The sequence below is a fragment of the Streptomyces sp. MGP-P1 genome, assembly GCF_057766565.1.
In genome coordinates, this window is sequence record NZ_JBYMEM010000006.1 from 158,507 (window position 1) to 177,236 (window position 18,730).

General features: G+C 72.5%; 23 protein-coding genes. 14 read left to right on the forward strand and 9 right to left on the reverse strand.

Annotated elements, in window-relative coordinates; genetic code table 11:
• The 6 genes from AC3CH1_RS16440 (at position 1) to AC3CH1_RS16465 (ending at position 4,768) form a co-directional block, all read left to right on the forward strand.
• Entirely contained in the window at positions 1-450 is a 450-nt protein-coding gene (locus AC3CH1_RS16440; RefSeq protein WP_469221578.1) for a hypothetical protein, read from the forward strand.
• Positions 451-686: 236 nt separating this feature from the next.
• Positions 687-1,955, forward strand: a complete 1,269-nt coding sequence (locus tag AC3CH1_RS16445; protein ID WP_488463631.1) for a L,D-transpeptidase — start codon at positions 687-689, stop codon at positions 1,953-1,955.
• 268 nt (positions 1,956-2,223) lie between these two features.
• Positions 2,224-2,607 (forward strand): winged helix-turn-helix transcriptional regulator, encoded by a 384-nt coding sequence (locus AC3CH1_RS16450; RefSeq protein WP_488463632.1) that lies wholly within the window; start codon positions 2,224-2,226, stop codon positions 2,605-2,607.
• Positions 2,608-2,953: 346 nt separating this feature from the next.
• Complete coding sequence (locus tag AC3CH1_RS16455; RefSeq protein ID WP_488464416.1) at positions 2,954-3,496, forward strand: hypothetical protein; 543 nt, start codon at positions 2,954-2,956, stop codon at positions 3,494-3,496.
• 58 nt (positions 3,497-3,554) lie between these two features.
• Positions 3,555-4,364, forward strand: a complete 810-nt coding sequence (locus tag AC3CH1_RS16460) for an AAC(3) family N-acetyltransferase (RefSeq protein WP_488463633.1) — start codon at positions 3,555-3,557, stop codon at positions 4,362-4,364.
• A 236-nt stretch (positions 4,365-4,600) separates the two neighbouring features.
• Positions 4,601-4,768 (forward strand): hypothetical protein, encoded by a 168-nt coding sequence (locus AC3CH1_RS16465; protein ID WP_488463634.1) that lies wholly within the window; start codon positions 4,601-4,603, stop codon positions 4,766-4,768.
• A 38-nt stretch (positions 4,769-4,806) separates the two neighbouring features.
• Here AC3CH1_RS16465 and AC3CH1_RS16470 read toward each other — a convergent pair whose 3' ends face one another.
• Positions 4,807-5,256, reverse strand: coding sequence for an RDD family protein (locus AC3CH1_RS16470; RefSeq protein ID WP_488463635.1), 450 nt, complete (start codon positions 5,254-5,256; stop codon positions 4,807-4,809).
• Between the two features lie 525 nt (positions 5,257-5,781).
• Here AC3CH1_RS16470 and AC3CH1_RS16475 point away from each other — a divergent pair.
• From AC3CH1_RS16475 to AC3CH1_RS16490, 4 genes are all read left to right on the forward strand, one after another.
• Complete coding sequence (locus AC3CH1_RS16475) at positions 5,782-5,964, forward strand: hypothetical protein (protein ID WP_488463636.1); 183 nt, start codon at positions 5,782-5,784, stop codon at positions 5,962-5,964.
• A 337-nt stretch (positions 5,965-6,301) separates the two neighbouring features.
• The gene (gdhA, locus tag AC3CH1_RS16480; RefSeq protein WP_018956073.1) at positions 6,302-7,690 is read left to right on the forward strand and encodes an NADP-specific glutamate dehydrogenase; all 1,389 of its coding nucleotides are present in this window, start codon (positions 6,302-6,304) and stop codon (positions 7,688-7,690) included.
• A gap of 153 nt (positions 7,691-7,843) precedes the next feature.
• Positions 7,844-8,416: a hypothetical protein gene (locus AC3CH1_RS16485; RefSeq protein WP_488463637.1), complete on the forward strand. Its 573-nt coding sequence runs from the start codon at positions 7,844-7,846 to the stop codon at positions 8,414-8,416.
• 134 nt (positions 8,417-8,550) lie between these two features.
• Positions 8,551-9,000 (forward strand): helix-turn-helix domain-containing protein, encoded by a 450-nt coding sequence (locus AC3CH1_RS16490; RefSeq protein WP_488463638.1) that lies wholly within the window; start codon positions 8,551-8,553, stop codon positions 8,998-9,000.
• A gap of 57 nt (positions 9,001-9,057) precedes the next feature.
• On the opposite strand, the gene AC3CH1_RS16495 is transcribed toward AC3CH1_RS16490, so the two are convergent.
• Complete coding sequence (locus tag AC3CH1_RS16495; protein ID WP_488463639.1) at positions 9,058-9,972, reverse strand: alpha/beta fold hydrolase; 915 nt, start codon at positions 9,970-9,972, stop codon at positions 9,058-9,060.
• Between the two features lie 104 nt (positions 9,973-10,076).
• On the opposite strand from AC3CH1_RS16495, the gene AC3CH1_RS16500 reads away from it, so the two are divergent.
• Positions 10,077-10,784 (forward strand): TetR/AcrR family transcriptional regulator, encoded by a 708-nt coding sequence (locus tag AC3CH1_RS16500; protein WP_488463640.1) that lies wholly within the window; start codon positions 10,077-10,079, stop codon positions 10,782-10,784.
• A gap of 63 nt (positions 10,785-10,847) precedes the next feature.
• Here AC3CH1_RS16500 and msrA read toward each other — a convergent pair whose 3' ends face one another.
• Together msrA and AC3CH1_RS16510 are read right to left on the reverse strand one after the other, a co-directional pair.
• Positions 10,848-11,513 (reverse strand): peptide-methionine (S)-S-oxide reductase MsrA, encoded by a 666-nt coding sequence (gene msrA, locus AC3CH1_RS16505; RefSeq protein ID WP_018956078.1) that lies wholly within the window; start codon positions 11,511-11,513, stop codon positions 10,848-10,850.
• Positions 11,514-11,719: 206 nt separating this feature from the next.
• Positions 11,720-12,628, reverse strand: a complete 909-nt coding sequence (locus tag AC3CH1_RS16510; protein WP_488463641.1) for a LysR family transcriptional regulator — start codon at positions 12,626-12,628, stop codon at positions 11,720-11,722.
• 178 nt (positions 12,629-12,806) lie between these two features.
• Here AC3CH1_RS16510 and AC3CH1_RS16515 point away from each other — a divergent pair, with 178 nt between their 5' ends.
• Positions 12,807-14,027, forward strand: coding sequence for an MFS transporter (locus AC3CH1_RS16515; protein WP_488463642.1), 1,221 nt, complete (start codon positions 12,807-12,809; stop codon positions 14,025-14,027).
• Between the two features lie 118 nt (positions 14,028-14,145).
• On the opposite strand, the gene AC3CH1_RS16520 is transcribed toward AC3CH1_RS16515, so the two are convergent.
• A complete protein-coding gene (locus AC3CH1_RS16520; RefSeq protein WP_488463643.1) occupies positions 14,146-15,249 on the reverse strand; it encodes a hypothetical protein in 1,104 nt (367 codons plus the stop codon).
• A gap of 67 nt (positions 15,250-15,316) precedes the next feature.
• Between AC3CH1_RS16520 and AC3CH1_RS16525 the strand changes: the two genes are divergently transcribed.
• Entirely contained in the window at positions 15,317-16,462 is a 1,146-nt protein-coding gene (locus tag AC3CH1_RS16525) for a cystathionine gamma-synthase (protein ID WP_215107482.1), read from the forward strand.
• A gap of 107 nt (positions 16,463-16,569) precedes the next feature.
• Here AC3CH1_RS16525 and AC3CH1_RS16530 read toward each other — a convergent pair whose 3' ends face one another.
• The 4 genes from AC3CH1_RS16530 to AC3CH1_RS16545 all read right to left on the reverse strand — a co-directional run bounded on the left by AC3CH1_RS16530 (position 16,570) and on the right by AC3CH1_RS16545 (position 18,165).
• Positions 16,570-16,761, reverse strand: a complete 192-nt coding sequence (locus AC3CH1_RS16530) for a DUF1059 domain-containing protein (RefSeq protein WP_488463644.1) — start codon at positions 16,759-16,761, stop codon at positions 16,570-16,572.
• Between the two features lie 64 nt (positions 16,762-16,825).
• Positions 16,826-17,083, reverse strand: coding sequence for a hypothetical protein (locus AC3CH1_RS16535; protein WP_488463645.1), 258 nt, complete (start codon positions 17,081-17,083; stop codon positions 16,826-16,828).
• On the reverse strand, positions 17,080-17,604 hold the full coding sequence (locus AC3CH1_RS16540; RefSeq protein WP_488463646.1) for a sigma factor-like helix-turn-helix DNA-binding protein: 525 nt from the start codon (positions 17,602-17,604) through the stop codon (positions 17,080-17,082). Before AC3CH1_RS16540 ends, AC3CH1_RS16535 begins: the two co-directional genes overlap by 4 nt.
• Before the next feature lie 207 nt (positions 17,605-17,811).
• Positions 17,812-18,165, reverse strand: a complete 354-nt coding sequence (locus AC3CH1_RS16545) for a PRC-barrel domain-containing protein (protein WP_488463647.1) — start codon at positions 18,163-18,165, stop codon at positions 17,812-17,814.
• Positions 18,166-18,509: 344 nt separating this feature from the next.
• Here AC3CH1_RS16545 and AC3CH1_RS16550 point away from each other — a divergent pair, with 344 nt between their 5' ends.
• On the forward strand, positions 18,510-18,689 hold the full coding sequence (locus AC3CH1_RS16550) for a hypothetical protein (protein WP_488463648.1): 180 nt from the start codon (positions 18,510-18,512) through the stop codon (positions 18,687-18,689).
• Positions 18,690-18,730: the final 41 nt, after the last annotated feature.

Below are 18,730 nucleotides of genomic sequence, written 5' to 3' on the forward strand. Positions count from 1 at the left end.
ATGAGCACAGAAGAGACATCCAGGTTTGTTCGACTTCGCGTGGAGATGGTGCTGGAGGTCACCGACCTCGACGCCCTGACCGGTACCGCCCTCGAATCCATCGCCGCCGAGTACGGGGAGCCCGTCGCGGCGGTCGCCGGGAGCGACACCGCCGAGGAGCGGATGCATGCGGAGGCCACGGTCCGGGCAGACGGAGCGGAGGCCCTCGCCTCGCTGGTCGATCCCTTCGACCTGGTCAGCGAGGTGCCCGGGGTCGAGCTGGCCCAGGCCTCCTGGAGCAGCGAAGGCATCGAGTACGACCCCGACGCGGAGGGCTGGGACGGCGCGGACGACGGCGACGAGGACCTCTTCCTGCCGCCGGACGGGGACGAGGAGGAGGGGTACGGCGACGCGGTCGCGCACAATGGGACGAACGACGGCGAGGACGGTGACCCCGCGCAGCGGGCGTGATCGGTGAGAACACCGGCCCCGGCCCCCGCTCACCGGCGGACCGGGGCCGTGCCGGGCGCCGGCGGAAAGAAGGACCGGGGCGCGGGAACCACCGCTGCCGGGGCCGCGTCGATGAGTGGTGTTCCCCACATCTGTCATGGATGTGGAACGGAGCACCCTTTCCGGGTGTTCTTGGAACATTGACGGGGAAGAGCGGCCTGGCGGCCCCGTCCGGGGATTTTGGGGAATCGGCGACGATGGAGAAGCGTGTGATGACGGACAGCAAGCGGCGCAGGGGCCTCATGGCCATGTCCGCACTGCTCGGCGGCGTGCTGGTGCTTTCTGCCTGTAGCGACGACGGCGACAAGGGCGGCAAGACGAACGCCGGGAGTTCGGAGTCGTCGCAGCAGGAAGTGGACAAGGCAGCAGCCGCGGACGCCTCCGAGGCGCAGATAGCGATCAAGCCGAAGAACGGCGCGGCCAACGCCAGCATCAACAACGCTGCCCAGGTCACCGTCGCCAAGGGCAAGCTGACCAAGGTCGTCATGACCACGGCGGCCGGCGACCCGGTCGAGGGCACGCTGGCGGCCGACGGGTCCAGCTGGAAGCCCGCGGGCCAGCTGGAGCGGTCCACCACGTACAAGATCGACGCCACGGCGGCCGACTCGAAGGGCCGCGAGGCCCACGAGAACAGCTCCTTCACCACCGTCTCGCCCGACAACAGCTTCATCGGGAACTTCACCCCCGAGGACGGCTCCACGGTCGGCGTCGGGATGCCCGTCTCGATCAACTTCAACAAGGCGATCACGGACAAGAAGGCCGTCCAGGCCGGCATCACCGTGACCTCCAGCAGCGGCCAGGAAGTCGTCGGCCACTGGTTCAACTCCCAGCGACTGGATCTGCGCCCGGAGAAGTACTGGCAGGGCGGCTCCACCGTCACCCTGAAGCTGGCGCTCGACGGCGTTGAGGGCGCGGACGGGGTCTTCGGCGTCCAGCAGAAGACCGTGACCTTCAAGGTCGGCCGTGACCAGGTCTCCACCGTCGACGTGAAGGCCAAGACGATGACGGTCACCCGCGACGGCAAGACGATCAAGACGATCCCGATCTCCGCGGGCTCCCCCGAGAACCCCACGTACAACGGTCAGATGGTGATCTCCGAGAAGCACAAGGAGACCCGGATGAACGGCGCCACCGTCGGCTTCACCGATGACGACGGCAAGGGCGAGTACGACATCAAGGACGTGCCGCACGCCATGCGCCTGTCCACGTCGGGCACCTTCATCCACGGCAACTACTGGGGCAAGGGCATCTTCGGCAACGCCAACACCAGCCACGGCTGCGTGGGTCTCGCCGATGTGAAGGGCGCGAACGACTCCAGCGCGCCGGGCGCCTGGTTCTACGACAACTCCCTCGTCGGCGACGTGGTCATCGTCAAGAACTCCCCGGACAAGACCATCACCCCGGACAACGGCCTCAACGGCTGGAACATGAGCTGGTCCGAGTGGACGGCCGGCTCCCAGGCCTGATCCTTCCCCCGCCGTTCCTCCTCGGCACCCCCCGTCCCCGCCCGAAGGCGGCGGTCCCGGCAGACTCCGGGACCGCCGCCTTCGGCGTGTCCGGTGCCCCGGTGCGCGTAGCCGAAGTCGCTCTCGGCCGGCACGTCGTAGGTGAGGACATCCATGGTGGCCGGCCACGGTGTTCGCCTTCCTTTGTGCTCTCTTGTGGTTACTCGGAAACTGTAGGAGAGTGAGGGCTGACCTGGAAGAACGCACTTTTCGGTGACTGAGGAACCTCATGGTGACCAAGCAACTGCTCAAGGGCCTGCCCGAGGACGCCGACCTGCGGCGCGCGGACTCCCTGGCGCGGGAGATCTTCTCGGACGTCGCCAACAAATGGGCGCTCCTGATCATCGAGGCGCTCGGCGAGCGCACCCTGCGCTTCAGCGAGCTGCGGAACGAGGTCGAGGGCATCAGCCACAAGATGCTCACCCAGAACCTGCGCATGCTGGAGCGCAACGGCCTGGTCGACCGGAAGGTGTACCCCACCGTGCCGCCGCGGGTCGAGTACACCCTCACCGAGCCCGGCCGGGCCCTGCGCACCACGGTCGACGCCCTGTGCGGCTGGACCCACCAGCACCTCGGTCACATCGAGAGTGCACGCGGCCGTTTCGACGCCTGACGGGCACGCGGCGAGCCCCTCGCGCTGTGCGCGATTCCGGGCGCACGTACGAGTCGTCCGCCGGTGCTCCGTCATCCCCGGGGCTGAGCGTCCGGATGCGTGCTCGCCCGCCCGGCGGAGGTCGTTCGGTCCGCGGAGCGATCCTGACCGGCCGCCCCTGCTGCGAGTCTCGAAGCGCACGGGCCGGCCCGGCCCGTGGACGTGAGGAGCGCAGATGTTCCAGGCCAGGCCGACCACGACCACGACCACGACCAGGACCACGACCACCAGCGAAGCAGCGAACACGCCACGCCGCGAGGGCCGCCTGCCTCGGACGTGGCGTGCGGCGCACGAGCCCGCCGCAGGGGTGCCGCGCTGGGCCCGCCGAGTCGCCTACGCGGTGCCGCTGGTGGTGCTCCCGTCCGGGATCTGGCGCCTGGGCGTGCTGTTCACCGCGGACAAGCGTGGCGGGTCGATCGCGGACTGGGCGATGGACGGCTACGTCGTCCTCCTCACCCTCGTCTCCGAGGTCCTCGCCCTCACGGCCGTCGGGCTGGTCGCCCGCTGGGGCGAGGTGTTCCCCCGCTGGGTGCCGGGACGGGGTGGGCGGCGGGTACCGACGGCCGCCGTGGTCGTCCCGGCCACCATCGGGGCGACGATCCTGACCCTGGTCTTCACGGTCATCGCGATCATCACCACGGTCACCCAGTCCAAGACCAACGGCGATCCGCTGCCTGCCGACTTTCCGAGCAAGGCCGGCGGCTGGGAGACCGTCTACTTCTACGCCTGCTACGTCCCTCTGGTCCTGTGGGGCCCCATGGTCGGCATCCTGACGTACGCGTACTGGCGCCGACGCAGGCCGGCGACGGCCGGGCCGCTGACTCCGTCGCCGGCCGGCAGCGCGGGCTAGGTCCTGTCGCCAACAATCCTGTGGTGCGGTGGCCGTATGGCCAGGACACTGGGCGACCATGCCTCACAAAGCCCCGGCCGGCCCGATGTGCACACGCGATTCGCTCGCCTCGGATCTGCGCGCGCTCGGCCTGAAGCCGGGTGAAACGCTGCTGGTGCACTCCTCCCTCGGCTCGCTCGGCTGGGTCTGCGGCGGTCCCGTCGTCGTCGTCATGGCACTGCTCGACGTTCTCGGCGACGAGGGAACCCTGGTCGTTCCGACGTACTCGGGAAGCAACTCGGATCCGGCCCACTGGGGGAACAGGCCCGTGCCCGAGGCGTGGTGGCCGGACATCCGTGCGGCGATGCCGCCCTTCGACGCGCGCACCACACCCGCCCTTGGCGTCGGTGCGGTCCCGGAGACCGTCCGGACCTGGCCGGGGGCTCTCCGCAGCCGCCATCCGCAGACGTCCTTCGCCGCCGTGGGTCCGCGCGCCGCCGACATCGTGGACGGCCACGCGCTCGACTGCCGGCTCGGGGAACGCAGCCCACTCGCGCGGCTCGAAGAGAGTGGAGCGCGGATCCTTCTCCTGGGCACGGACTTCGCGTCGTGTACGGCGTTTCACCTTGCCGAATACCGGATTCCGGGGATGGAGGTCGACAACTCCTTCGCGGTCATGACCTCCCGGGGCCGCCGTTGGAGGACGGTGCGCGACACCGCGATCTCCGACGACCGCTTCGATGATCTGGGGGCGGCCTTCGAGAGGGACAAGGCGGTGGTCAGGGGAGAAGTCGGCGGTGCTGTGGGCCGCTTGTTCGGACTGGCCGAAGCGGTTGCCTACGCCGAGGAGTGGCTCGCCGGGCATCGGCCGCGTGCCGCCAGGGGCTGACCGCCGCGTGCCGCCAGGCTGACCGCCGCGTGCCGCCAGGGGCTGGTCGCCGCGTTCCCCGGAACCCGGTTCGTGGAACACTCCGGCGGGTGTCTCACTGGATAACCTGGATAACTCCGCGCCGTCTGGGCGCTATCGCCGCCCTGTACGCCGTCTTCGTCTGTGGTTGGTACCTCGGTCAGCCCCTCCCTCATGTCGGCTGCCACGATGATCCGCCGGCCGCGTTCGATGAGCCGATGACGATCGGGGAACCCGGGGACTTCTCCGACGGCTTCACCCGAGCGGCCCGCGACGTCGGGCAGGTCGTCACCTACGATTTCGTCATCAGCAGCACGGTCGTCGAGTGCGACCCGTACACGGCCCACCCCCGCCTGGTCGCCTGGATCACCGGCGACTGGCGCTGAAGAGGAGCTTTCCCGCCCGAGGGTTCGACGGAGCGGGCTCAGTCCGTACGCGCCCGCATCGCCGCCCGGTACGACCGCAGATCGCTGCGCCGGACCTGGCGTACGCCCGCGAGGTCCTCGGGCGTCTCGGAGCGGCGGCCCGGGGCCCTGTCGGGGGCGTCGGCCGCCGCCGGGCCGCGGAGCAGGTGCCAGGGCCGGCTCGGCAGCCAGAGGAGCCCGTACAGCCAGCGTCGCACCAGCAGGCGGAATCCCGGCCTCCCCGCGTCGGGCAGCCGGATCACCCGCACCCCCATGATCAGCTTTCCGGCGCTCGCCCGGACCGCCATCGTCAGCAGCACCTGGTTGGCGAACGACAGCGTGACCAACTGGACGACCAGCAGGGCGACCGCGTGTCCGGTCCCGCCCGAGTTCAGGCAGGACCGCACCAGGAGCCCGACGGCGAGCAGGCACAGGTAGCTGTCGAGGCCGACCGCCAGGTAGCGCCGCATGTCGCCCGTGCTCCTGGGGACGCGCGGCTGCCCCCGGGGCGCGGGGGTGGGGTACGCCGAGCGGGCGTACGCCGGATACGCCGCCCGGGGAGGCGTGTCCCCCTGCGGCGACCGGCCCGCGGTCGTGGGCGGGGCCGACCGGGAACGAGCGGCGCCGACCCCGGCCCGGCGTACGTCGTACAGCGCCCGTAATGCGTCAGGAGGCTGTCCTCGCCGACGCCCCCGCGGCTTCGTCATGGGGGCATCATGACTGATCGTCAGGCGGGGTGTCCTTGTTCCTGACGGGTAACTCCGCCGCCCCGGCGTTGTTTTCACGGGACCCTTGCGGTTGTCGCCCACCGGCCGCACGTGCGCCTTCCCGGCGGCCCGGTCCATGATCCCGCTCGGCCCCGGCCGCGCCGCCCACCCGCCCGCTCGCTGGGCGGGGTTCAGCCTGCTCCACCCCGATACGGGGGCTCGCCTCCTCCTCGCGGCGCGCCCCGGCCGACAGGCTGGACGCATCACCGACCACGGAGGCATCCCGTCATGAAGTCCTTGCTCTGGCTCGTCCTGTCCGCCGCCCTCGTCGCCAACGTCCTCCTCGGCTTCGCGGTCGACAGGAACGGCCTCGAAATGGCTTTGAGCATCGTCTCGGGCGTGGTCGTGCTCGCCTCCGGCGCCGGGCTCTGGGTGCTGCGAGGCCCCCGCGAACGCCGATCCGGAATGTGAGCTTGGCCACTTGTAGGGGTGGGCGCGTGGCCGGTGGATCCGAGCCGCGTGAGCCGCCCGGAACGCTGGTCCGGGCCTGCTCCGGGTCCTGCGCGACGGCCCGGACGCTGATCAAAACGGCCGATCATGGCCAATATATGGATGGTCCTCGAAGATCATCGGACCGCACGGGACAATCGGATCGTACGACGGTCCTGCGTATCACCCTGCCGGACGTCGGCCGCGTGGTCCTCCCCGGAGGGAGTCCACGGGGCTCCGGCGGGGGAGGCAGACCGGTGGCGCTCCCCGGGGCGGGGGCGTCGACGCGCACGAGCCGACCACGGAAGGTCCTGATCAGATGCCGGTCATCCCCGACTCGCCCGACTCCACCCGCACGCACGATGCCGCGGCACGCGTCATCGAGCCGCTCTACGCCGAGATCCTGCGCCGCAACCAGGGTGAGAAGGAGTTCCACCAGGCGGTCCGTGAGGTCCTGGAGACGCTCGGGCCGGTGCTGACCCAGCGCCCCGAGTTCATCGACGCGCGCATCATCGAGCGCGTTTGCGAGCCCGAGCGCCAGCTGATCTTCCGCGTGCCGTGGTCGGACGACTCCGGCGACATCCACGTCAACCGCGGCTTCCGGGTGGAGTTCTCCAGCTCGCTCGGCCCCTACAAGGGCGGGCTGCGCTTCCACCCCTCGGTCAACCTCGGCATCGTGAAGTTCCTCGGCTTCGAGCAGATCTTCAAGAACGCCCTCACCGGCATGCCGATCGGCGGCGGCAAGGGCGGCGCGGACTTCGACCCCAAGGGACGGTCCGACGCCGAGATCATGCGGTTCTGCCAGTCCTTCATGACCGAACTCCACCGTCACCTGGGGGAGTACACCGACGTCCCGGCCGGTGACATCGGCGTGGGCGGCCGGGAGATCGGCTACCTCTTCGGCCAGTACAAGCGGATCACCAACCGATACGAGTCCGGCGTCCTGACCGGCAAGGGCCTCGGCTGGGGCGGCGCACAGGCCCGTACGGAGGCCACCGGCTACGGCACGGTCCTGTTCACCGCCGAGATGCTGCGCAGCCGTGGAGAGTCGCTGGAGGGTCAGACCGTCGCGGTCTCCGGCTCCGGCAACGTGGCCATCTACGCGGTCGAGAAGGCCCAGCAGCTCGGCGCGACCGTGGTGACCTGCTCGGACTCCAGCGGCTACGTCGTCGACGAGAAGGGCATCGACCTCGCCCTCCTCAAGGAGATCAAGGAGGCCGGCCGGGGCCGGGTCTCGGAGTACGCCGAACGGCGCGGCGCGCACGCCCGGTTCGTCCCCGGCACGGGGGTGTGGTCGGTCCCCGTGGACGTGGCCCTGCCCTGTGCCACGCAGAACGAACTCCATGAGGCCGACGCACTGGACCTCGTGCGCAACGGGGTCAAGGCGGTCGCGGAGGGCGCCAACATGCCCACCACGCCGGAGGCGGTCCGGGTGTTCCAGGAGGCGGGCGTCGCCTTCGCCCCCGGCAAGGCGGCCAACGCGGGCGGCGTCGCGACGAGCGCGCTGGAGATGCAGCAGAACGCGTCCCGGGACTCGTGGACCTTCTCCCACACCGAGGAGCGGCTCGCCGAGATCATGCGGCACATCCACGACTCCTGCTACACGACCGCCGAGCGGTACGGCAGCCCCGGCAACTACGTGGTGGGCGCGAACATCGCGGGCTTCGAACTGGTCGCGGACGCGATGCTGGCGCAGGGGCTGATCTGACCGTACGGAGCGAGGCCCCGGCTCCGCTGGGGTCGCCGCCGGAACCGCTGCCCCGCCCGGGTGAGGCCGCCAGACACGGTCTCCCCCGGGCGGGGGAGCGGGTTGGCTCGCTCGGGGGATTCGGCGTCGTGCCCGCTCCGCGAGGGTGGAGTCATGACGCCGAAGATCCTGCACCGGCCCCCGACCGTCAGTGACACCGAGCGGCCCGTTCCGCGCTGGGCCAAGCGCCTGGCCTACGCGTTACCGCTGCTTCTGCTGCCGGCGTGCCTGTGGCGGCTGCCCTTCGCTCTGCACTTCACGATGGGGCAGGAGGCTCAGGAGGGCAGCCTGCCTGCCTACTGGCTGAGCATCCCGTATGTTCTCGGGCTCAGCGTGCTGACGGAAGTGGTCGCGATCCTGACCATCGGGCTGGTCCGGGGCTGGGGAGAGACGGCGCCCGCCTGGATACCGGTCATCGGCGGCAGACGCGTCCGGCCGATGGCGGCCGTCGTCCCCGCCGTGCTCGGCGGCCTGATCCTCACTCTTCTGTTCACCGCCGTCCCGCTGGGCGATGATCGCGACCTCACCCTGTACGGCGTCGTCGACTCCATCGGGTACACCAACGACGCCTGGCATGCCCTGGCGACGGTGTGCGTCACCCCCATCGCCGCTTGGGGGCCCATCACCATCGCCCTCGCGATCGCCTACTACCGGCGACGTCGAACCGCCGTCGCCGTGGCGGGGTGAGCGCGCATCGCCTCCTCGAACCCTCCGTCCCCCGGCGTCGGCTGTCTGTCACGCGACTTCGCCACCAGCAGATCCGCCCGGAGCGCAACGCCCGACCCGTGCCGGGGCGGCGTCGCGCTCCTAGGCTGGGGACGGTGAGCATCCGAGTGACGAACCAGGCCGACGTGATCCCTCTGCGCCCGCTCCCGGCGGCGGTCCCGGCTCTCCCCCGGGAGCCGCTCTGGCGTGACCTCGTCGGGGAGGTGCTGCGCCGTGAACGCCAGGCCCAGGGGCGGACGTTGAAGGACGTCGCCGAGGCGGCCCGGATCTCCATGCCGTATCTCTCCGAGGTGGAGCGGGGGCTCAAGGAGGCCTCCTCCGAGGTGCTGGCCGCAGCGGCCCAGGCGCTCGGCCTGAGCCTCGCCGACGTCCTGGCGCTGGCGGGGGAGCGGCTGGCGGCCCTCACGGCCGCGCGGTCCCGGTCGCGTTCGCTCGGGTCGAGTGCGGCCGGTGGCCGCCGGTCCGTGCGGTCGACCGGTCCGGCGGGTTCGGTCGGTGCTATGCGCCCGTCGGGCCCGAGGGGCGGCGTGCTGCTGGCCGCCTGACGTGAGAGGGACGTTGCGTGGGCCGGTACGCGGAGCCGTCGGGCCCGGGGAGGCCCGTCACGGTCGGTCGCCGACCCGGGCGGCCCGGTCCGCGAGTGCCCGTACCTCGGCGGCGACGGCGGTGTGCCGCTCGCGCGGGATGTCGTGGCCGACCCCGGGCTGGACGACGAGCCGGGCGTCGCGGATCGCGGCGGCGGTGGCCCGTCCCGCGGAGGGCTTGAGCAGCGGGTCGTCCGTGCCGTGCAGCACCAGGGCGGGGACGCGCAGTTCGGCCAGGGACGGGCCGCGCCACGGCGCCCCGATCTGGCGGGACTGGGCGTCCGGGTCGGCGATGCCGGTGTCCACGTCGGCGGTGATCCGCTCCAGGGCCTCCGCCTCGTCGAACGGGTAGCCGGGCGAGGCGACGAGCCGGGCCACCGCGAGCCCGACCGCGATCCGCTCCTCCCGGCCCCGGGCGGGCTTGATGCGGGCGAACTTCGCGAGCGTGCCGAGCCGGAGATGGCGGAAGGCTCCCAGCCCGCCCACATCGCTGGGGAGCGCGGCGGACGAGGTGAGCGTGCGCACCCGGCCCGGGTGACGCAGGGCGACGCGCTGGGCGACGACACCGCCCAGCGACTGCCCGAAGACGTGGGCCGACTCCCAGCCGAGCGCGTCCATGACCGCGACGGCGTCGTCGGCCATGTCCTCGGCGGTGTAGGCCGCACTGCGGCCGGCGGCCAGGGCGGCGAAGGGGTTGCCCCGGGCGGTGCGCTTCGGCACCCGGGTGGACTCGCCCGCGTCCCGCTGGTCGTAGCGGGCGACGGCGAATCCGGCGTCGGCGAAGGCCCCGCACAACCCGCCGGGCCACCAGTGCCGGGAGACCGCGAGACCCATCACCAGGAGCAGCGGTTCGCCCTCCGCGCCCTCCTGGAGGCGGTCGTGGGCGAGCTCGACCGCACCGTTGCGGGCGAAGCGGCGTTCGGTCCAGGTCATGGCGGGCTCCTCCGGTGGACGACATTACTGCGAACGATGTTCGCGGTATTAGACTACAGCCAGTTCCGGAGCCCGGACAGGGGCACTGAGGAAGGTGGCGGACCGTGGATGACCGCGAGACCCGGCCGACGACCGTCTGGTCACGCCCCGAGCGGGGCGCGCGCGGCCCCGCACCCGAACGGAGCCGCCCCCAGATCACGGCGGCGGCCCTCGCCCTCGCCGACGCGGAGGGCCTGGCGGCCGTGTCGATGCGCGCGCTCGCGCAGCGGCTGGGTACGGGGCCCGCCTCGCTCTACCGCTATGTGGGGAGCCGGGACGAGCTGCTGGACCTCATGGCGGACGCGGTCGCGGGCGAGCTGGACCTCTCCCGCGCCACCGGCGGTGACTGGCTGGACGAGCTCGTCGGCCTGGCCCTCCAGTCCCGGGACACGCACATCCGGCACCCGTGGCTGGCCGATCTGAACGACCGGCGCGGCGAGGTGCTGGGCCCGCACGCGATCGACTACCTCGACCACGCGCTCGGGATCCTGGCCCCCGCCCCGGGCACCGCCGGACAGAAGCTGGAGGCCATCGGCCTCCTCGGCGCCCTGGCCGTCCTCTTCGCCCGCCGCGCGACCGGCGCGACGGGCGGCGGCGACCGGTCCGCCCAGGCGGCCCATCTGGCCGCCGTCGCCGCCGAGGGCCGCCACCCGCACCTGCTCGCCGCCCTCACCGCGGCCGGCGCACCGCCGGCCGACCGGGACGCGCTGTTCGTCACGCTGCTGCGACGACTGCTTCCGGCGATGCTCGGCCAGGGGGCGGCGCAGGAGTGAGGCCGGCGCAGGAGTGAGGTCCCGACGCAGGAGTAAGGCCGGCGCAGGGGTAAGGCCCCGGGATCAGCCCTCGACCGGGGCCACGCCGATCGGGCAGGAGACGCCCGTGCCGCCGATGCCGCAGTAGCCGCCCGGGTTCTTGTCCAGGTACTGCTGGTGGTACGCCTCCGCCGGCCAGAACGGGCGGCCATCGGCCGGGAGGATCTCCGTGGTGATCTCCTTGTGGCCCGACGCCGTCAGGACCTTCTGGTACGCCTCACGGGAGGCGTCGGCGGCGGCGGCCTGGGCGGGGGAGTGGGTGTAGATCGCGGAGCGGTACTGGGTGCCCACGTCGTTGCCCTGGCGGAAGCCCTGGGTCGGGTTGTGCGACTCCCAGAAGAGCTTCAGCAGCTCCGTGTACGGGACGACGGCCGGGTCGAAGACCACGCGTACCGCCTCCGTGTGCCCGGTCAGGCCCGAGCAGGCCTCCTCGTACGAGGGGTTCTCCGTGTAGCCGCCCTGGTAGCCGACGAGCGTCGTCCAGACGCCTTCGGTCTGCCAGAACTTCCGCTCAGCACCCCAGAAACAGCCCAGCGCGAAGTCCGCCACCTCCAGGCCTTCGGGATACGGGCCCACCAGCGGGTTGCCGAGGACCGTGTGGCGGGAGGGGACGGTGAATTCGGGGACGGGGCGGCCGCGCAGGGCCTGCTCCGGGGTGGGGAGCTCGGGGGTGCGGTGGTTCAGGAACATGCGGGGGCTCCTCCGGGGGTCGGTGTTCGGTACGTACAACACGGGAGCGGCCGCCGGGATTCCGGGGCGGGGCCGGGGCCGGGGCACCGGACCGGGGCTCCGGGGCCGATGCTCCGGCGCGGCGGGGCGCGGGGCGGGGCGGGGCAGGGCGGGGCTCGGGGCGTCAGAACCGCCCCGGCCGTTCGCCCGGTCGTGCGCCCGGCCGTTCACCCGGCGGCACCGGCGTCCTCGACGACGTCCGCCAGCGCCCGGGCGAAACCCCGTGTCCGGGCCGTCTCGTTGTTCCGGTGCCACACCAGCGCGAGGGATGAGTCCGGAAGACCGGTCACCGGGACGAAGGCCACCGCGTGGCTGCCGTAGTAGTCCGCCGTCGGGTCGCAGAGCAGCATGGCGCCCCGGTCCGCCCGCACCAGGGCCAACCCCTCCTGCAGACTGCTGACCGAGGGCCCGGACGGAATCGAGCGGCCGCCGGGTGTGACGGCCGGGGCCTGGGCCAGCCGCCAGTATTCCGGGGCCGCCCCGGTGACGCCGATGAGCGGGCAGCCCGCCAGGTCCTCGGCGCCGATGCCGGGGCGGCGCGCGTACGGGTGCCGGTCGGAGACGGCGAGGGTCAGCGGCCGGGTGGAGAAGACCGGGCCGAGCGCCAACGCGCCGTCCAGGACCGGCGTCAGCACCACCGCCGCGTCCACCTCGCCCCGGTGCACCGCGCCGAACGGGTCGGAGAGCGGGATCTCCACGATCTCGGCGGCGCAGTCGGGATGCCCGTCCCGGAAGGCCGTGACCGCCCGCAGGAACGGGTCGTTCGCCGTGCCCTGGAAGCCGACCCGGAACACGCCCCCCAGACCCCGCGCCACCTCCCGCACCTCGTCGATCGTCGTGACGATCGCGTCGAAGGCGGGTCGCAGACCGGTGTGGAGCTGTTCGCCGAGCGGGGTGAGCCGGACCCGGCGGCTCGTGCGGTCGACCAGTCGGCCGCCGATCCGGCTCTCCAGGGCCCGCAGCAGCTGGCTGATCCGGCTCTGCGAGAGGTAGAGGCGCTCTCCGGCCCGGCCGAAGTGCAACTCCTCGGCCAGGGCGAGGAACGCCTCCAGCTCCCGGACCTCCGGGTTGCTCATGTGTCCCCCGCCTCCCTGGTCCGCATCCGGTCCGGATCGATGAGTCCGGACCCTGGGACCGGACCCTGGTCCGGATCCCGACACTGGTCCGGATCCCGTCCGGGTCGATGAGTACAGCTCATAGAAGGATGAGAGTTCGGCCGTTGTTCCCGTTCACCGCCCCCGGTTGGCTGGAGCCATGACACAGGCTCACGAACCCCCGCCCGCCCCGCCCGCCCCGCCCGTTCGCGCGGCGCCTTCCCGGCACGGCTGGCCGGGTGTGGTGGCCCTCGCGCTCGGCACGTTCACGGTGGTCACCTCCGAGATGCTGCCCGTCGGGCTACTCACGCCGATGGGCCGCTCGCTCGGCGTCCCGGAGGGCGTGGCCGGTCTGACGCTCACCGTCACCGGCCTCGTCGCGGCGCTCTCGGCCCCGGCCCTCGTCCCGCTGCTCGGCCGCGCCGACCGGCGTACGGCCCTGTGCGTGCTGGTCGCGGTGCTGGTCGTCGGCAACCTCGGTGCGGCCTGGGCGCCGGACTTCGGGACCATGGTCGTCGCCCGCGTGCTGGTCGGCATCGGCATGGGCGGCGTCTGGGCCGTCGCGGCCGGGCTCGCGGTGCGCCTGGTCCCCGCGAAGTCCGCCGGCGCCGCCACCTCCCTGGTCTTCAGCGGTATCGCCGTGGCCTCCGTCCTGGGCGTCCCGGCCGGAACGTACCTCGGCGCCCTCGCAGGCTGGCGCGCCGCGTTCCTGGCGGCCGCCGCGCTCGGGGCCGTCGTGCTGGTCGCGGCGGCGCTTCTGCTGCCCCGGCTGCCCGCCGAGCGCACCGTTCCGCTCGGCGGGGTGCTGCGGCTGACCCGCGACCCCCGGCTGCGCACCGGCCTCCTCGTCGTAGGCTTCCTGGTCACCGGGCACTTCGCCGCGTACACCTACGTCAGGCCGGTTCTGGAGGACGTCACCGGCGTCGGCGCGGGCACGGTCGGCGCCCTGCTCCTGGTGTACGGGACCGCGGGCGTGGCCGGGAACTTCCTCGCCGGGGCCGGAGCCGCCCGCGCACCCCGCACGGCGCTGCTGGTGATCGGCACGGTCCTGGCGCTCACCCTGGCCGCTCTGCCGTGGCTGGGCGGCTCCCCGGCCCTCGCGGCCGTGCTGATGGCGGTCTGGGGCCTCGGCTACGGCGGTGTCTCGGTGGCCACGCAGACCTGGGTGCTGCTCGCCGCCCCCGACGCCCGCGAGGCGGCATCCTCGCTCTTCGTCGCGGTGTTCAACGGCGCCATCGCGCTCGGGGCGCTGGCCGGCGGGCTGGTCGCGGACGGCATCGGCGTCACGGCGGTCATGGGGACCGGCGCGGCGCTCGTCGCCGGTGCGCTGGTGACCACGGCAGTCGGCCGGGCCCCCGCACCCGCGCCCACCGGGCCGTGATCCTGTACGGATCCGCGTAACGGGACCACCGCCCGAAGACCAGGAGATCAGTCGCCCGGGAAGCAGGAGAGCAGGACAGCAGGAGAGCGGAAGAGCGGGAGAGCGGAACAGCGGGAGATCAGTGCGGCAGTGTCGCCGGGCTGCCGCCGTTCGCCTCGTAGCCGGCGACCGCCAGCGCCCGGTAGACCGTGTACTGCGCGGCCGGGTCCGCGTCCGCCGTCCACGGCAGCGCGCCCACGTGGCCGTCGATCCGGATCAGCTGGTGCATCGCCTCCGACCAGCGCTCCATGTGGACCAGGAACAGCACCAGCAGGTGGCGCACATGGGCCAGCATCGGGTCGTCCGGGCGGGCCGCGTGCACCGCGAACATCGCACCCTCGACCGCCTTGGTGACCACCTGGCCCCGGTAGAAGCCCTGCACGAGGTTGACCTCCGGCAGGTGCTCGTACACCGCGAACAGCGGCAGCGCCGCGAGCAGCGAACCCCGCGGGGCACGGGCGGCGGCGGCCGTGGCGAAGGCCTCGGCGTCCTTGCGCGAGCCGTGCCACCTCTCGGAGTGGAAGTGCAGCGCCGCGATGTGCGCGCCCATGTGGGCCGGAGCCCGGTCGATGATCTTCACCCAGAGCTGGTCGAACTGCTCGGGGGTGTAGCCCAGGCCCCGGGCCACCGCCAGTTCCACGATGTACGGGACGGGGTCGCCCGGCGCGAGGAGGGCCGCCTCGCCGCAGACCGTACGGGCCTCCTCCAGGATGATCCGGAAGTCGTCGCTCCCCGCCGCCGAGGACCGCCACGCCTGCTGCACCAGGAACTCCGCGTGCACCGCCGCACCGCCCGCGTCCTTCGGGGACTCCGCGCGCCAGTTCCGCAGCCACGCGCCGCCCTCCCCGGGCCGCCGCGCCAGCTCCAGCGAGGCCGCGCCCGCGAAGGCCTGGATCCGCTGCCAGCGCACCTCGCCCTCCTTCGGCGTCCCGGCGAGCAGCTGGGAGGCCGCCCGCCAGTCCTGGGTGCCCTGGACGACGTCGAGCACGTCCAGGAGGTCCTGGTCGGGTCCGGGCATCCGGACGTCCAGCGCCTCCTGGCGGGCGAAGCCGTACGTGTCCGGGTCGGCGGCGTCCGGCGAACCGGGGGCGACCTGGCGGATACCGCCCCGGCGGCGCATGACCCAGGGGCCGATGACCGCCGCGAACATGCACATCGCGAGCAGGAACAACAGAATCTCCATGACCCCATTGTCCCCGGACCGGCGAGTGGCCGGTAAGGGCCCTCTCCACGAACTACGCTCGGGCTTCATGAGCGACCAGCACAGCTTCGAAACCCTCGCCATCCACGCGGGGAACACCGCCGACCCCCTCACCGGCGCGGTGGTTCCGCCGATCTACCAGGTCTCCACGTACAAGCAGGACGGCGTGGGCGGACTGCGCGGCGGCTACGAGTACAGCCGCAGCGCCAACCCGACCCGCACGGCCCTGGAGGAGAACCTCGCGGCCCTCGAAGGCGGCCGCCGCGGCCTCGCGTTCGCCTCCGGCCTCGCCGCCGAGGACTGCCTCCTGCGTACGCTGCTGACCCCCGGCGACCACGTGGTCATCCCGAACGACGCCTACGGCGGCACGTTCCGGCTGTTCGCGAAGGTCGCCTCGCGGTGGGGCGTGGAGTTCTCGGTGGCCGACACCTCGGACGTGGCCGCCGTACGGGACGCGCTCACCCCGCGCACCAAGGCAATCTGGGTGGAGACCCCGTCCAACCCGCTGCTCGGGATCACCGACATCGCCGCCGTGGCGCAGGTCGCCCGGCAGGCCGGGGCCCGCCTCGTCGTCGACAACACCTTCGCCTCCCCCTACCTCCAGCAGCCCCTCGCGCTCGGCGCGGACGTCGTCGTGCACTCCACCACCAAGTACATGGGCGGCCACTCCGACGTCGTCGGCGGCGCGCTCGTCGTCAGCGACCCGGAACTCGCCGAGGAGCTGGCCTACCACCAGAACGCCATGGGCGCGGTCGCCGGGCCCTTCGACGCCTGGCTCGTGCTGCGCGGCATCAAGACCCTCGCCGTCCGCATGGACCGGCACACGGAGAACGCCACGAAGGTCGCCGACCTGCTGACCCGGCACCCCAAGGTCTCCCAGGTCCTCTACCCGGGTCTGCCCGAGCACCCCGGCCACGAGGTCGCGGCCAAGCAGATGAAGGCCTTCGGCGGCATGGTGTCCTTCCGCGTCGCGGGCGGCGAGGAGGCGGCGGTCGAGGTCTGCAACCGGGCGAAGCTCTTCACGCTCGGCGAGTCCCTCGGCGGGGTGGAGTCCCTCCTGGAGCACCCGGGCCGGATGACGCACGCCTCCGCCGCCGGCTCCCCGCTGGAGGTCCCGGCCGACCTGGTGCGGCTCTCCGTCGGCATCGAGAACGGCGACGACCTGATCGCCGACCTCACCCAGGCGCTGGGCTGACCCGGCGGAGGTGAAGCCGACCCGGCAGAAGTGAGAGGGGCGCCCACCGGAACCGGCGGGCGCCCCTCACGTGTCGGACGCCCGTCGGCGGGAGCCCCTTTCCCGTGTCAGGCGCCCACCTTCTCGTCCGCCAGCATGCCCCTGACCTGCTCGCGGAGCGCGGGACCGTCCTCGTGCCCGTGGACCGACGCGGCGTGCTCACTCGCGGCCCGGACGACCTCGTCCTCCTCACCGGAGATGGTGAGCGTGCAGTTCGTCTCGCTCGGATACTCGCGGCAATCCGCGACCTTCCTGGTCATCACGGCCTCCTCGGCTCGCTCGACCCCTCCAGCGTAGGCGCGTCGCCCCCCGGACCCCAACGGCTCACCAGCCCTCCAACGGGGGAGTGACCTGCGCGGGCTCCGTCTCCCACGGCTGCTCGACCCCGGCCCAGACGAGGAACGCCGCGAACGCCGCGGCCAGCAGGCAGAGCGCCGTCCGCCGCGCCGCCCGGCGCAGCCGCAACCGGCGCCCGCCACGCAGCACCGCCCGCGCCGCCAGGCCGGGCGGCAGGGCCGGGTGCGGGCCGTCCAGCATCCGGCGGACCTGCTCCTCCCGGGGGTCCCTGCGGTCGGCGCTCACGGCGCCGCCCGGGCGCCCGGGGCCGGCCGCGGCCCGGCCGTACCCCGCGCGGGCGCCCGCCCGGAACCCGCGGCACCCCGCGGCGCGCGCAGCGCCGCCACCGCCCGGGCGCACACGGCGCGGACCCGGTCGCCCGGCAGCCCGAGCAGCGCCGCCGTCTGCTCCTCGCCGACCTCCTCGTACACCCGCAGAACGAGAACGAGCCGTTCGACGGGGGTCAGCCGGTCCAGCGGACCGCCGCGCGGCCGCTGATGGCGCCGGGCCTCCCGGGCGAACCGGAGCGCCAGTTCCCGGCGGGCCAGATCGTAGGGGTCACCGCCCCGCAGCCCGTCCCAGTCGGCGTACGTACGGGCGAGCGCCGCGTTCAGCAGCCGCTCGGCCCGTGCGTACGCGCCCGGCGGGTGCGACGGTTCGCCGGTGAGCAGCGTCGCCGTGTGCAGCAGACGACCGCCCGCGCCCGCCACGAAGGCCTCGAACTCCAGGGCGCGGAGCCGGTCCCGGTGGGTCGTCCGCTCTGCCATGGACCACATACGAGCCCCGGCGCACCGTCCCGGTCAAGAGCCCGGACGCGGCCGGTGCGGGGAAGCGCGCCCGAGAGGGGCCGGGTCCGCGGACTCACAGGGCACCGCACGGAGGACTTCCGTGCGGTGGCGTACCAGCGGAACAGCGGGCGGGGCGGGAAGGCATGATGCCTTCCCGCCCCGCCCGCTGTTCCGCTGGGCGTCGTGTCAGACGCGGCGGTGGCGGCCGTAGTACTCACCGGTCGTGCGGTGGAATTCCGTGTCACCGATGTGCTTGTCCTTGTCGAATTCCGGAGAGTCCTTGATCTGGTCCTTGGTGAGGTCGATGTAGACCTTCTTCTCGGCGCTGTCGATCCGGCTCACCGTGCCCGCCGGGAGCAGAACGTGCTTGCCGAAAATCCATACGCCGGTGTCGACCACCACGTACGAGGACGTGACATCGTCGGAGTGCTTGTCGACCTTGCCGATACTGCCGTCCGTCGCCTCGACCTTGTAGCCGATCAGGTCGGTACCGGCGGTGTGGCCGACATTCGGCTGGTAGCCCCACAGGTTCTCGCTCATGGTAATTCCTTCGTTCGTATGGATAGGAATGAAACGTATTCAGGGCGGCCGTCGGGGCAGCGCCGACACGGGTTCGCTCTCTCGCCCCGTCCTGGCGATCCGCCCTTTGCCTCAGCAACCGTTGATCAGCCTCTTGCCCCGGACCATCCGGCATACGCCCACGGAATCGGTTGTTTTCCGGCCCGATTTCAGGGAAGCCGGGCAACCTGCGCCACGTCGCTTCACGGGCCAGGTCGGTTCACGGTGCTCGTCGATGGACTCTGACGCCGAGTGCTGTTCCGCACCGAGGCTTGGTTTTCCCGATGCCGGGCACACGGACGACACGATTCGAAGGAGTAACTCCCATGCTGGGTATAGCAGCCGCAGTTCTGTTCTTCGTCGCCTTCCTCATCAACGCCGCCGACATTTCCACCAACGAAGTGTTCGCGTCGGGCAATGTGATGCTGCTCGGCCTCGTGCTCCTCGCCCTGCACGTCGCGGGCGTCGGCGCAGGAAGCCGGATCGGCGGCTCGCGCAAGCGCTGAGCCACCCACAGGCGCCCGGGCCCCGGCTTCGGCCCGGGCCC

What these genes read in the sequence shown, in the direction of transcription:
- AC3CH1_RS16515 (WP_488463642.1), top strand. Translation starts at nt 12,807, where the DNA reads ATGACACAGGCTCACGAACCCCCGCCCGCCCCGCCCGCCCCGCCCGTT.
- AC3CH1_RS16470 (WP_488463635.1), bottom strand. Translation starts at nt 5,256, where the DNA reads ATGCGGCGCTACCTGGCGGTCGGCCTCGACAGCTACCTGTGCCTGCTC.
- AC3CH1_RS16440 (WP_469221578.1), top strand. Translation starts at nt 1, where the DNA reads ATGAGCACAGAAGAGACATCCAGGTTTGTTCGACTTCGCGTGGAGATG.
- AC3CH1_RS16460 (WP_488463633.1), top strand. Translation starts at nt 3,555, where the DNA reads ATGCCTCACAAAGCCCCGGCCGGCCCGATGTGCACACGCGATTCGCTC.
- AC3CH1_RS16545 (WP_488463647.1), bottom strand. Translation starts at nt 18,165, where the DNA reads ATGAGCGAGAACCTGTGGGGCTACCAGCCGAATGTCGGCCACACCGCC.
- AC3CH1_RS16540 (WP_488463646.1), bottom strand. Translation starts at nt 17,604, where the DNA reads ATGGCAGAGCGGACGACCCACCGGGACCGGCTCCGCGCCCTGGAGTTC.
- msrA (WP_018956078.1), bottom strand. Translation starts at nt 11,513, where the DNA reads ATGTTCCTGAACCACCGCACCCCCGAGCTCCCCACCCCGGAGCAGGCC.
- AC3CH1_RS16550 (WP_488463648.1), top strand. Translation starts at nt 18,510, where the DNA reads ATGCTGGGTATAGCAGCCGCAGTTCTGTTCTTCGTCGCCTTCCTCATC.
- AC3CH1_RS16520 (WP_488463643.1), bottom strand. Translation starts at nt 15,249, where the DNA reads ATGGAGATTCTGTTGTTCCTGCTCGCGATGTGCATGTTCGCGGCGGTC.
- AC3CH1_RS16510 (WP_488463641.1), bottom strand. Translation starts at nt 12,628, where the DNA reads ATGAGCAACCCGGAGGTCCGGGAGCTGGAGGCGTTCCTCGCCCTGGCC.
- AC3CH1_RS16450 (WP_488463632.1), top strand. Translation starts at nt 2,224, where the DNA reads ATGGTGACCAAGCAACTGCTCAAGGGCCTGCCCGAGGACGCCGACCTG.
- AC3CH1_RS16495 (WP_488463639.1), bottom strand. Translation starts at nt 9,972, where the DNA reads ATGACCTGGACCGAACGCCGCTTCGCCCGCAACGGTGCGGTCGAGCTC.
- AC3CH1_RS16530 (WP_488463644.1), bottom strand. Translation starts at nt 16,761, where the DNA reads ATGACCAGGAAGGTCGCGGATTGCCGCGAGTATCCGAGCGAGACGAAC.
- AC3CH1_RS16445 (WP_488463631.1), top strand. Translation starts at nt 687, where the DNA reads ATGGAGAAGCGTGTGATGACGGACAGCAAGCGGCGCAGGGGCCTCATG.
- AC3CH1_RS16525 (WP_215107482.1), top strand. Translation starts at nt 15,317, where the DNA reads ATGAGCGACCAGCACAGCTTCGAAACCCTCGCCATCCACGCGGGGAAC.
- AC3CH1_RS16485 (WP_488463637.1), top strand. Translation starts at nt 7,844, where the DNA reads ATGACGCCGAAGATCCTGCACCGGCCCCCGACCGTCAGTGACACCGAG.
- AC3CH1_RS16475 (WP_488463636.1), top strand. Translation starts at nt 5,782, where the DNA reads ATGAAGTCCTTGCTCTGGCTCGTCCTGTCCGCCGCCCTCGTCGCCAAC.
- gdhA (WP_018956073.1), top strand. Translation starts at nt 6,302, where the DNA reads ATGCCGGTCATCCCCGACTCGCCCGACTCCACCCGCACGCACGATGCC.
- AC3CH1_RS16465 (WP_488463634.1), top strand. Translation starts at nt 4,601, where the DNA reads ATGACGATCGGGGAACCCGGGGACTTCTCCGACGGCTTCACCCGAGCG.